We start from the raw sequence: 11,809 nt of genomic DNA on the forward strand, positions 1-11,809 counted from the left end.
CGGGCAGAGCGGGGCCTACTGCGACGCTTCCGGGCCTAGAAGCGCTTTGAGATCTTCAGCCAGCTTGACCGCTTCCTTGGCGACCACGACATGTGTGCCATCTTCCGACGGCACGCCCCCGATCACCATGTTTGAGAGGTCAAGTGCTTTGGTGACCGGCTGACCGGTACTGATGTCCGTGGTGGTGTCCCCGACGGAGTTGACTCCGTACTTACTTCCAACCATTTCAATTCCCTTCCGGGTCGGCTTGTCCCAAGTCCCAGGAGGCGGGAAACCCGCTCTCTCCCGGCTCAGGCACAGGTCCCATCAAAGGCACCGGCCTCAGCTCCCGCTCCTGACCACGCCGATGATCACTTGTATGGCGGCACACGAAGCCTGGAGCCCATAGGCGCCCGGCGGCAGCTGCTCTCATTCAGGCGCCAGATAGAACGCTCAGCGCCGACAAGTAGAGCACTCATCCGCCAAGTACAGCGCTCAGCCACATTCGGTTCGCAGCATGAATGAGACTCCGAAATTTCAGTAGTCGAGATCCAGGTAGTCGATGTCGTTGATTTCGACGTCGGAGAGTCCCAGCGCGCGGCTTCCACTGTCCTGGAAGTACACGTCTTTCAATCCTTCGGCGATGATCCCACGCATCTGCTGGTCGCTGGCCCCCGCGTCGCGGGCGTCGAACAGGCGCTGCGCGTAGGGCGGGGGAAGGTGGATGGTCAGGCGGCGGAAGCGTCCGTCATCGGTCGTGCCGACCGGTGCGGTGTAGCCGAAGCGGGCCCTCGTCTCCACCGTGATCCCGCCGGTGGCGGCAGCCCGGCGCTGCCGCTGCTTGCGCACTTGCGGCTGCCACCGCTGCCGTACCGCGTCATCGATCTTCGCGGCGACGTCGGCGCGCGCCTTGCGGGCGCCGCGGCGGTAGCGGTTGACCGAGTCTGCGGTGACACCGAGCTCGGCCGCGACGGCGCGGGCGCTGCCCAGCTGCTTGAGCAGGTAGTTGATGCGGCCCTTGAGGGTCTTGGGCGGCTCCCGGGTGAACCCCTCGCGGTCGGCGCGTTCGATGGCGTCGTCGATCTCGCCCACGGCCCTACTCCCCTTCGTCCAGGACTGCGTCGCCGCCCTTGATGTGGCGGGCCGGGTTCAGGCCCTTCTCCATCAGGTCGACCGCCCACAGCAGCGACTGCACGCCCTCCAGCTTCGCCAGGCCGGGCGTGGGCCCGAGCCGGAACCCGCCGGGCTGCGGCTTGCCGGACTCCGCGTACGGCAGGAACGCCAGCGGGCTCTCCCCCGGTGAGGGGTAGACGACGCAGTCGGACAGCACCGCGAGGGGGTACAGGCCCGTCATCGCCGCCATCTTGAGCAGCTTGCGGTGCATGTTCACCCGTGCCTTGGCGATGACCGCGGCGCGGATGTCCGGGCGCCACGTCGGGCGCTCCAAGGCCGGCCACCGCTCGCCCTGTTTGTAGGACTTGCCCTGCGGGCGCTCGCGCAGCTTCCCCACCCCGCCCTTGACCGTCGCTTTGATGGCCGCCAGGACGGCCGCCATCGCCGGGTCGGCGTCCTTGTGCCGCTCCATCGCCGCCAAGAACTCGGTGTCGGACAGGTCCCGCGAGACGCCGAGGTCGGCCAAGGTGTCGACGTACGCGGTCTTCAGCCGGTCGTGCCACGGGTCCAGGTACGCGCCGGTCTCACGGCGCAGATAGCCCTCCAGCGGGTGCACGTCGTAGCCCAGCTCCTGGGCGTAGGCGACGGTGTGCGTCTGGTACCAGGCCGGGCCCGTCGGACGCTCCCCGGTCGGCGTGAACGGGCTGGGCAGGCGCGGGTCCAGCTCGATATGGGACAGGTCGACCAGCCAACTCCCGGGAATCTTCGGGTTGAAGGTCGGGCCGGTGAAGTAGTCCGGGGCGGACAGACCCACGGTGAGCCGCGCGGCGGCCGCGAGGAAGGCCGTGTTCAGGTCCAGGCCCACCGCGAACGGCAGCATGCACTCCTCGTCCGTGAGCAGGTCCACCGGCCGCACCCACTGGTACGCCTCCTCGTTGAGGAACCCGCCCGTCCACCCGGAGTTCACGACAACGGGGTGTTCGGCAGTGGCTTCCGGCGGCGCCGGGTCCACCGGCTGCGTGCCCAGAGAGCCCGGGTTGTGGCCCGAAATCCAGTTGCCGGTCTGCGGGTCGCGCTCGGGCTTGGTCGGCGGGCGCAGCGCCGTCATCAACTCCAGCCCGGAGACGGCCGTGGAGCCGCGCGGAGTGATGACGCGGGTCGCGTAGATACCCAGCACGCGGGCGATATCAGCCGCCCCCATCTCGGCAACGCCGGGCCAGGATCGCCCGTCGAGGGCGTCCCAGGACAGGATCGCCAGCTGCACGCACTGGCGGTCACGGCCCTGCGCCTTGCGGTAGATCCGCGCCCACGGGCCGAAACCCCGCTGCGTCAGCTGCCACTTCGCCTTCACCACCTGCCTGACCACCGGGTGGTCCTCGGGCAGGCGCAGGGAGCGGCGCTGCTCGTGACCCTCCAGGCGCTCCGGCAGCCCCAGCTTCACTGCGGCCGCGGCGGTGAGCACGACCAGCGGGTCGGCATCCTTGCCGTACCGGTGCAGCTTCGCCGCACCCAGGCCGGACTCACGCAGCGTCCACTCCACCAACTCCGGGACCGTGGCCGCCGGACAGTCGAGCACGATGCCGTCGATGCCGTACGCCGACCCGTCACCGTCCAGAACGGCGAGCGGACCGTGCGGGAACCGCGGATCGGCGGCGGGCGCGACGGCTTTCCGCGCGGCCGGACGCCCCGACGAGCCCGCCGGGCGGCGGGCAGGAGCAGCGGGTACCTCCACCGGCACGTCGGGCACGGCTGCCGACCTCGCGGGAGTGGCCGGGACCGCGAACGCCTGCGGCGCGACTGGCTGCGGCACAACGGCCGGGACCGGGGCCGGGGCCGCGGGAGCTCCCTGCGCCGGATACCGCGCCGCCCACCCCTTCAACAGCCGCTGGTACGCCTCCAGACGCGGCGGCTTCGGCTCGGAACGGCCGTTCTCCCAGTTCTTCACCGTCTGAGTGGTGCTCCTCAGAGCCTTGGCGAGGCGAGCCTGGGTGATGCCCGCGGCCTCCCGCAGGCGCGCGCGCTCGACCGGGGGCGGGAGCTGCGGCTCCTCCTCCAGCAGTGCATCGACGGACGCGAACAGATCCTCTTCGGACGCCATGGTCTACCTCCAGTGCAGACGCCACCAACAGACACCCCCCAAATTTATCCCTTTCACTTATCCCGTTCAGACGTTTTTGGGGTGTGTCCTTGACTGCGGAAGGGGGGCGAATCCCTGAGGGGGCCGCAGCGCGCAGAAGGAGCCGCCCAGCGACGTCGACGAATGCGGGCGCGCGAGGCAGCCGGAAAAGCACGGTGAGAGCGGCACGGCGCAGCTGGGGACGGCGGAGGCCTTCAGCGGCGCCGAGCAGCCGCGCCCGCGACCACGGGCGCGGCTGGAACCGGCGAGCACGGGCGGCGAGCTCGACCAGGACCTGCGCCAGCAGGGCCCGCGGCCAGGACCGCGAGCGCGCGGCCAGGACCGCGAGCGCGCGGAAACAGGACGAAGCAGCGCCCCGGCCCCCGACAGGGCCCGGAGCGCCGAGCCGGACAGCGGCCCAACCCGCAGCCGGGGCGACGTCTGACGGACCCGGCAGCGGGAGCAGGGCGCGGCCGGGGACGGCGGGCGGTCGGGCGAAGGCCGGTGTGGCGCGGCACCGGGACGGCGGAACAGGTGCGGCGCGCGGCGGGAGCAGGAGGCCGAGCAGCAGCCCCGCAACCGCGGCGCGCGGCGGCCGGGGAGCGTCCGCGGCCGGAGCCCGGCGAAGACCTGCCGACGAGCAGCAGGCACCCGGCCGCGGGGGCGCGGCGGGCCGAAGACGGCACCACGACGATGTCGCCGAGCACAACGAGCGGGCGCGTGCGGCGGGCTCGACCCACACCCGCCCGAGACCACGCTCCGCAGGGCACCGCGCGAGCAGTGCAGCGGCGGGCGGCGGAGAGCCCGGGCGCAGCACTACCTCGACGAGCAACAGCGCGCGGCGACCGGCAGGCGGCCGGTTCGCTGCCGTGCAGTTCGCTGCGGTGGAGTCGACCGCGGAGTGCCCGGCGAGGACGGGGCACACCGGCTCAGGTCGTCCTGCCGATCACGGCCTTCGCCTCGGCGACAGCGGCCGCGAAGAACGGGCCCAGGTCCTCGATGCCGCCCTCTGCCCGGTCCCCCTTCCAGTGGGCCGCCGTGGCGCCCGCGGCCCAGCCCTCGGCGGTCAGGCCCTCCGCGACCGCGCGGACTTCGGCCGGGGTGAGGACGAAGGCGGGCCCGTAGCCGGACTCGTACGCCTCGATGACGTCGGGGCCTTCGCCGGTCGACCTGGCCAGCCACGGGTAGGCCCGCGTCCAGTCCGCCGTGCCCTCCTCGACCTCGGCACGGTCTGTGGCGACGGCGCTGATCAGGCGGTGGTCGGTCGCCCAGGAATCCGCTCCGGGACGGAATGTCGGGGGCAGGACCCCGCCCCCGCGCTCGCCCTCGTCCTCGCCCCTGCTCTCATCTTCGCTGGAGAAGAGCGCCTCGATCAGGTCGGGCCTGCGCCGCGCCTCCTCGAGCAGCGGCGGTTCGATCTTCGTGAGCTTCAGCCACAGGGACACGGGTCTGCTGCTTTCTTCGGCACGGCCGCTCGGCCGCGGGAGAGTGCCGTCGGGTGGGTCTGCGGCGGCCGGTTCCGGTCGGGCGGCCGCCTCACTTTCCGCCGTCGCGGATCAGGAGTAGGTCGCGGTCGTGGCGGAGGGCCGCGTCGATCCACGCCGGGAACGACTCCTCGAGCAGGGGCACCACGTCCTCCACGTCGTCGTCGCCGCCCGGCAGGAGGTCGTAGTCGTCGTGGACACGGCCGGTGTCGAAGGCGGCGAGCTCCTCGCGGATGCCTTCCAGGTCTTTGCGCGGCGCGAGCATCGGGAAGGGCCAGGGGTCGGGCGCCCGGGTGCCTCCGGTACCTCCGGTACCCGGGAACGTCCAGGAACGCCCCCAGAGTTCGGCGAGGGCCCGCAGCCCCCAGGAGCGGAACGCCTCCTCCAGTACGTGCCAGCTCCTGCCCGGCAGGACCACCGAACCGACGGGCTCCCCCAGGGTCGGGGCGAGAAGCTCCAGCAGCCACTCGTACCCGTCCGTGCCGGCGCCCGTACCAGCGTCCGTATCCGTGTCCGCACGGAACGCGGCGGGCGGCCCAGCGACGAGCGCGCGGAGCGCCCTCTCGACCTCGGCGGCATCCGTGGCCCGCAGCAGCCTGCCCTCCTCCCGCAGCGGGCCGAGACGGGCGAGGGCCCCCTCGACGAGGTCCTCGTCGCGGGAGGCGACCAGGGCCCGCAGGCGCCACTCCTCGACGGCGAACGCCGCTAGGTACTGTTCGGCCACCGCGCTTCCCCTTCGTTGGTGTTGGTCAGTCGATGACGGTCGGCGGACCGATCAAATGCGGTGCCGTTCCGTTCCCGGGTGAAGAGTAATGCGAGTCAAGAGGTGTGGCGCGGAGGCCTGTTGCGTACGTCGGGGACTGTGTCCGGACGGGCCGCCGGAGTTCATGGAGCACGCCGTCACCGTCCGGCATCCTCCTCATCGGTACGTCGCCCGCCGCACCGATGAGTTTCGAGGACGGAGCCGGTCTGCACGGGCATGGAGACCTACACATGTGAAACGACCGGCGCGGACCTCGTCCATGACGTTCGTGGGCCGCTGCCGACCGCAGACGGACGCCCGCCACTGCTCATGATCTGATCGGGCAGCCCATGGACGCTGCCGGCTTCGCCGCGCTCGCCGCGCGCTTCCCCGAGCGGACCGTGGCCACCTACGACCCGCGCGGGCACGGCACGAAGCGGGCCGCGGCCAGAGGACGGACGCCGGAGCAACAGCGAGGGCAGCCGTTGCGGGGACTATCAGGACGTGCGCCTGCGGCGGGTCACACAGCGTCAGGCCGGTCACCAGCAGGGCGGCGGAAGTGGCCCGGCACCTCCGCGGCCGCGCGCTCCTTACAGCCGCGCACCCGCCCGCTCCAGCGCTAAGCGGTAGACGCGCGCCGCCGCGGGCGGGCGACCGAGTTCGAAGATCGCTTCCCTTGAACTTGGAGATCGTTCCCCGCGTTCCGGGGTCCGGTGTCAGAGGCGATCTCTAGGCTCCGCCGTATGACTTTGCAGCTTCCCGGCGGTCTCCCCGGTGGCTTTGTGCTGCCGAGCGAGGCTCCGACCATGTGGATCTCCGCCGAGCCAGTCTCCGACCCCGTGCCGTGGTGGGTACGTCTCCAGCGGCAGCAGGACAGCACGGGGCTGATGCCTGTGCTGTGTTACCCCAACGATCACCCTCAGCCGCTCGACCTGGCGAAGGCCGAGGCCGTCGACCTGGAACGTGAACTGGAGCAGGGCTGGCATGCCTACCGGGAGCGTCAGCTTGAACGGCTCGCGGCGCCGCCGACGCCATTGCAGTTGCCGCCGGAGGTCGCGGAGTTCATCGAGCCGTTCGAGGACGACCCCGGAGCGCCGTTCGACCGCTGGCCGGGCCTGGCCCCTGCCTCCGCGCCGGCCTCTGGCGATCCGGACGAGGCCGCCCGGTCGGCGCTCACGCACCTCGCGGCGGGCAACCCCAACCTGCTGTCCGGCTGCCACCTCGCGCTGGTCACGGCCGCCCGAAGTGCCGACATCCCCGCTGGCATCGGATGGGCTGCCGACGCCCCGCTCCCCCTCCTGTGTTCTCTGCTCAGGAGCTGGGAGGACCGGTTCGGGGCTCGCGTCATCGCCGTGATCGGCGCGACGGTCCACGTCTCCGTCGCCTCCCCTCCCCGCACCCATGAGCACGCCCTGCACGTCACGCTGGAGCATGTCCTGACCACTGCGGACAACGTCATCAAGGACCCGCCGACGCCTTACCCGGACTACGCAGCTTCCTTGATCGACAGCAACCTCTGGTCGTTCTGGTGGGATTGACACCTACCGGGGTACCGCGCCCGGCACCACTCGCCCCGCGGCTCGCTCCTCCGCCTACTGCTCTCGAACGGGAAGAGCCCAAGCGAGAACGCCGGCGGGCATGAGGGTGTGCGCCGGAGCAGTGGAAGCGGCACACCGCTCCCAGGCCGCTCCCCCGGACGCGGGTCGCCGGGGAACGGGTCGTACAGCGCCCGGCCGCCGGGCCACCGCCCGAGCTCGGTCATCAGGGCGACACCGTCGTCTATCTCTTCCGGCCGCCAGCCAGTGGTGTCGAGCAGCAGCCCGTCCAGCGGCCCGCCGACCAGCGCGGCGTACGTCTGGTGCGGTAGCGGGCCCGAGTTGGGGGCGTCGTGGTCGCGTCCGTACACCCGGCCGCGCAGCAGTTGCTCGTCATCGGCGTTCATCCGACCAGCCTCCCAGCCACCGCCGACAGCGGAAGGCCGCCGGCGACCCGCAGTCCGGCCTCTCCCGTCCTGCGGGCGGGCACGGGAGCGCCCTCCCACAGGACGGGCGTCAGGCGCAGGGCAGACGGTCGCAGGCGGGCCAGCCGATGCGCACTCCGCAGCGGATCAGCGCGGTGATGCTGTCGACCTGGCACCTGGGCGGCTGCTCCTGGGTGAAGCGGCGCAGCGCCCGGTACACGCTGTCGCGCAGCTGGCCGTCGGTCAGCGTGAGCGCCTGCTCCTGCAGTTCGGCGAGGAGCTGCCCGGCGCGGGGCAGCGCGGCGACGGCGAGCGGCCCTTCGTCGAAGCCGTTGCGTACGGACAGGCCGGACTCGATGAAGGTCATGGTGACGGTCCTTTCCGCCCGGCCCCGCTGGTCTCCCGGTTGGAGACGCGGTCGCGGGACCGAGCGGGCGGGAACGTAGAGCACCGAGTTCGTTAGCGTCGCGTCGTGCGTCTACCGGCGACGCCCGAACAGGCCGCGGCCCTTCTTCTCGCCCGCGTCGGCCGCCTCCCGCACCGCGGCCTCCTCCGCCGCGCGGCGCGCTCAGCCTCCGCGCGGTCGACGTCCTCCTTCCAGCACGGCCCGCACAGGTTGTCTCCGGGGCTTCGCCATGAGGTCTGAATGACCGACTGCCAGCGTTCGTCGGTGAACTTCGTCCCACACCGGGTGCACACCGGCCGCTGCGCCTCGCGCTCCGCGGCCTAGCGTTCCGCCTGCCGCCGGCGGGACTGCTCTTCCTCCATCCGGTAGAGCCGCTCGCCGTCCGGGTTGCCCAGGGCCCAGCTCAGCGTCTGCCACTCCTCACGCCCCAGCCGCCGCCACACCGGGCCAGCGGCCCCGGCCGGACCGGCGGTGATCCGCTCCAGCTCGGTGACGACCACGGGCACCGCCTGGTGGTAGTCGACGGCCGTGAACCCGGCCCACGGGTACCGGGCGCCGGCGAAGCAGCGGCGGGCGGCCTGCTCCAGGCGCCGCATCCGTCTCTCGCGCTGCGCCTGCGTCTTGCCCGTGAACACGAAGGCCACCGGCACGTAGCCCTCCCGCCCGCTCGCCGGGTAGATCCGCGACCACAGCCGGAAGTCGTGCACCGCCGCACCCTGGCGCCGGGCTGCCCGCTCGCGGTCCTTGTCGGCCTTCGGCGCCAGGAGCTCGAACCAGTCGTTGTAGCGGTGCAGCTTCGCCGTCAGGTCGTCGACGGGCTCATTCACGCGGTCGACCTCCAGGAGCATCGCGGGCACCCCGGCGTCCGGGGCGCGCATCGTCAGGTCGGCGTACTGGGTGTACCCGTACGGCAGGCGGTGGGCGATCTCGGTCTGCCAGGACAGCGGAGTGCCGAACCCGGCCCCGGTGAGGACCGTGGCGGTCATCGTCACGGTGGCCGCGTGTTCGTCGAAGCCGTCGCCGTCAACCGGCTCTCCGTCGTCGTACTGGAGCTTGCGCAGCACGGACACCCGCACGCTCTTCGGGAGCAGCTGCTTGGCTTCCTTGTGCCCTCGCTCGATCAGCACCCACAGCTGATGTCCCGACTCCAGTCGTGTCTCCACCCAGACCTTTCCCCCGCCCTTGAGGGCGTTGAGGGTGTCCCTCGTGCACCGGTCGTGCCGGTCACCGGGACGCAGCATCCGCCACAAGTGGTCAGCGGTAGCCCTCTGGAAGATCCCCAGAGCCTTCAGCACCTCCTTCTTCCTGGTGTGTGTCGGCTTCCATGTCTGCTTCAAAGACTTCGAAGGGTTGTCGAACGCATCGGCGGACCCTGACTTCCCTGGCTGCCTGCGCGGATGCGTCCGGCGGGCGAAGTAGCCGTGGAGGGGGCGATGGAGGGGCCCGCCGAGGGGGCCTGCGGGACCTGGTCGACGTCCTCGGAAGGCCGGCGGTCGCGGGCGGTGTGGTGGTCGCGGGCGGTGTGGTGGTCGCGGGCGGGGTCGGGTGTGAGATCGGCGGGCACGGTGTCCTCGGTTTCCCCCGGCCTGCGGGCCGGGTCGGTGAGCGTCCGGTCCGTACGCGGGTGTGCGTGCGGGCCGGAGCCACCGTCGGAAGGACCCCCTCTTGTCCGCTGTCTGATGCTCAACACCGATCGGTGTCTCCTATGCCCCAGAAACGCCCGCCTGGGACGACTTGTTCGTGACCGGCATCATGATCTGCTCTCTGTCCCCCGGCGGAATGACAGCAGGAGGGAAGCTCCGTCCGGACCGGGGGACGTGCTCTCGCGTGGGCGCTCACGTCACCCGCTTGACGAGGGAGCTCAACGTGCCCGAGGTCTGGATCGGCCCGCGCCGCTACGCAACGAAGAAGGACCGCAAGGAAGCGGTGCAGGCGATCCTGGACCGCTACAGCCTCGGACAGGACGTCGACCAGGAGGACGACGACCTGCTGCTGCGGGACCTGCTCGACATGCGTCCCGACGCGGCGGAGAAAGTCGGCCCGGGGGTGGACCGCTTCCGGATCATCCCCACCCTGCGCGGTCACCACAAAGGCCCGGAAGCAGTCCGGGCCGATGGCAGCAAGGTCGCCTACTCCTATCAGAAGCGCCTGGACGCACCCACCCACCGGCAACGCGTGCTGGCCGCGATGCGCACCGAAATCCAGGAACAGGTCAACGCCTACTACGAGTCCCGCAAGGCGCCCCACACGCTCGTGTACGACGAGAGCGGCCAGCCTCTGGCCTCCGACGACACGCACGTCTCCTACTTCCACGGTCCGCGCTTCCACGACATCGCGATGGAGTTCGTCCAGGCCGCCGGCGGCTTCGATGCCGTCGACCTGACCGCAGAGAAGGCGCGGGGGCTGGCGCTGTTCACCGACCGGGCCCTGGCGGAACGCTGGCACGCCCACCATCAGGAGCACGCCGTACTCGGGGTGTCGTCGGCCAAGGAGAACCTGTGCCGCCCACGCGTGTAGCGCGCCACACGCACCGGCTGTCCGGGGCGGCGCGCACGGGGGCGGGCCGACGCGCGCATGGTGCGTTGACAACCCATCTTGCAACCTCGGAATCGAAGGGTCCTGGGTTGGCAGCCAGGATCTTTCTGGCGAGTTCGCCGGGGTCTGACGGTGTGGTGTTCGGCTGCGCGGGTCAGGCTGCTGTTCGTGCCGCGTCGTGCAGGTGCTTGACCATCCAGAACTCCTCAACGCGAGCGCCGTCGCCGGTCATCGCCGTGACCAAGAAGCTGAGTATGTCCGGGAGCCCGCCCGTGGGGGTGGGCAGATGGGCGGCGACGCACCGGGCGAGGACCCCGAAGACGATGGCCTGGCGGAAGACGAGGTGGGAGGGGCGTTCCCACTCAGGTTCGAAGACTTGTGGCTCGCCGATCAGCATGGCGCGAGCCCGCAGGTGCGCTTGCTCGTATAAGGAAGTGAGCTCCCTGTGCAACCGCGCTCTCGCGCCGACCGGGAGGGTGGCAGCTGTCAGTGCTGCTACGGCCAGGGGGTGTTCGCGCAGGTCGGCATGGGCAAGGGCCAGGTCCAGGGCGTGGCGCCGCATCGGCTGCAGCAGTGAGGGGCCCAGGCTGGCCAGGTAGCTGATGAAGGGCTCCCTCTTGAGCAGGGGCGAATCGATGAGGCCCTGCCCCAGCAGGTACTCCGGCACCCGCGTGATCTCCACAGCGCGGTGTGGACCGCGTACCCAGGAGTTGTCGAAGCGTGCACCGGTCGCGCGCTCGACAGCCGCCAGACCGGTGCCCCACAGATGGCCGTCGTCCAGAGTCAGGCCTTCCAGCAGGGGCTGCCAGGCGTCGGGGGGCGCGCCGAATGGGATGTCCTCGGGCGCGATCATTTCGAAGGCGGAGGAGATCAGTCCGTCCTCGGCCAGGCTCAGTTGTGAGACTGCGTTGACGTTCCAGTAGACGCTGGCGGTGCGGCCGTGCCGCGAGAGCGGGCGCAGTACCTCCTGGCGAGACCCTTGATAGTTGTTGTTCTCCACGACGATGACGGCAGGTCCTGACCGGGAGACGAGGATGAGATCCCTGTCGTAGTGTTCGCGCAGTTCCTCCAGTAGCAGGGGGCGGCTGTGCTCGGGGTTGCCGCCGAAGAGCCGAATGACGGTGTCCTCGTCGCCGCCGTGCACGGCCGTGAACGTGGCTGCCTGCTCAAGCCCTAAATCTGCGAGGAGGCTTTGCAGGTGCTGGGGTGAGGTCATGCGGGGATTGTCGTCTGCGCCACTGACAGTCGGGGTCCCGTCTCATCGAGCGCGCAGAGCTCGTCAGGAATGTGGGGCATTCCTCGGACGTCGTCTTGAGCTTTGATCCTGGGGTTCCGAGACGGTGCCTGAGAGGTCATTTTCATCTGTAGTGCGGCGTTATCTATGCTATTGCGCCTACTGACGCCCTGATGCGAAGGGGGCTGTCGAGCTGGTCGGGCTCGTTGAGGCGGATGGTGTGGCATCCGGGGCAGGAGT

Annotated in this window: 11 protein-coding genes; 2 read left to right on the forward strand and 9 right to left on the reverse strand. The window is 70.8% G+C overall.

From position 1 onward, the window contains the following. Positions 1 to 15: 15 nt before the first annotated feature. The 5 genes from GPA10_RS39350 to GPA10_RS39370 form a co-directional block, all read right to left on the reverse strand. Entirely contained in the window at positions 16 to 225 is a 210-nt protein-coding gene (locus GPA10_RS39350) for a hypothetical protein (protein WP_157169605.1), read from the reverse strand. A gap of 291 nt (positions 226 to 516) precedes the next feature. Continuing rightward, positions 517 to 1,071 carry a telomere-protecting terminal protein Tpg gene (tpg, locus tag GPA10_RS39355; RefSeq protein ID WP_343041824.1) on the reverse strand — a complete coding sequence of 185 codons (555 nt, stop codon included), beginning with the start codon at positions 1,069 to 1,071 and terminating at the stop codon, positions 517 to 519. Positions 1,072 to 1,075: 4 nt separating this feature from the next. Then, a complete protein-coding gene (tap, locus tag GPA10_RS39360; protein WP_157169606.1) occupies positions 1,076 to 3,190 on the reverse strand; it encodes a telomere-associated protein Tap in 2,115 nt (704 codons plus the stop codon). Positions 3,191 to 4,137: 947 nt separating this feature from the next. Further along, positions 4,138 to 4,653 (reverse strand): hypothetical protein, encoded by a 516-nt coding sequence (locus GPA10_RS39365; RefSeq protein ID WP_157169607.1) that lies wholly within the window; start codon positions 4,651 to 4,653, stop codon positions 4,138 to 4,140. A gap of 91 nt (positions 4,654 to 4,744) precedes the next feature. Next, positions 4,745 to 5,416, reverse strand: a complete 672-nt coding sequence (locus GPA10_RS39370; protein ID WP_157169608.1) for a DUF7691 family protein — start codon at positions 5,414 to 5,416, stop codon at positions 4,745 to 4,747. Positions 5,417 to 6,240: 824 nt separating this feature from the next. On the opposite strand from GPA10_RS39370, the gene GPA10_RS39380 reads away from it, so the two are divergent. Further along, complete coding sequence (locus GPA10_RS39380; RefSeq protein WP_246260550.1) at positions 6,241 to 6,972, forward strand: DUF4253 domain-containing protein; 732 nt, start codon at positions 6,241 to 6,243, stop codon at positions 6,970 to 6,972. Here the strand turns inward: GPA10_RS39380 and GPA10_RS44245 are convergent. The 3 genes from GPA10_RS44245 to GPA10_RS39395 form a co-directional block, all read right to left on the reverse strand. Continuing rightward, positions 6,921 to 7,376, reverse strand: coding sequence for a hypothetical protein (locus GPA10_RS44245; protein WP_425505889.1), 456 nt, complete (start codon positions 7,374 to 7,376; stop codon positions 6,921 to 6,923). The two genes, GPA10_RS39380 and GPA10_RS44245, sit on opposite strands and share 52 nt — an antisense overlap. A 109-nt stretch (positions 7,377 to 7,485) precedes the next feature. Further along, positions 7,486 to 7,761 (reverse strand): hypothetical protein, encoded by a 276-nt coding sequence (locus tag GPA10_RS39390; protein ID WP_157169609.1) that lies wholly within the window; start codon positions 7,759 to 7,761, stop codon positions 7,486 to 7,488. A 359-nt stretch (positions 7,762 to 8,120) separates the two neighbouring features. Beyond that, entirely contained in the window at positions 8,121 to 9,095 is a 975-nt protein-coding gene (locus GPA10_RS39395; RefSeq protein ID WP_343041825.1) for a replication-relaxation family protein, read from the reverse strand. Between the two features lie 571 nt (positions 9,096 to 9,666). On the opposite strand from GPA10_RS39395, the gene GPA10_RS39400 reads away from it, so the two are divergent. Continuing rightward, on the forward strand, positions 9,667 to 10,317 hold the full coding sequence (locus GPA10_RS39400; RefSeq protein ID WP_343041826.1) for a DUF3223 domain-containing protein: 651 nt from the start codon (positions 9,667 to 9,669) through the stop codon (positions 10,315 to 10,317). A gap of 172 nt (positions 10,318 to 10,489) precedes the next feature. Here GPA10_RS39400 and GPA10_RS39405 read toward each other — a convergent pair whose 3' ends face one another. Next, a complete protein-coding gene (locus GPA10_RS39405; RefSeq protein ID WP_157169611.1) occupies positions 10,490 to 11,551 on the reverse strand; it encodes a DUF6461 domain-containing protein in 1,062 nt (353 codons plus the stop codon). Between the last annotated feature and the right edge of the window lie 258 nt (positions 11,552 to 11,809).

Origin of the sequence: Streptomyces typhae (assembly GCF_009755605.1) — a bacterium.
Classification (GTDB): domain Bacteria; phylum Actinomycetota; class Actinomycetes; order Streptomycetales; family Streptomycetaceae; genus Streptomyces; species Streptomyces typhae.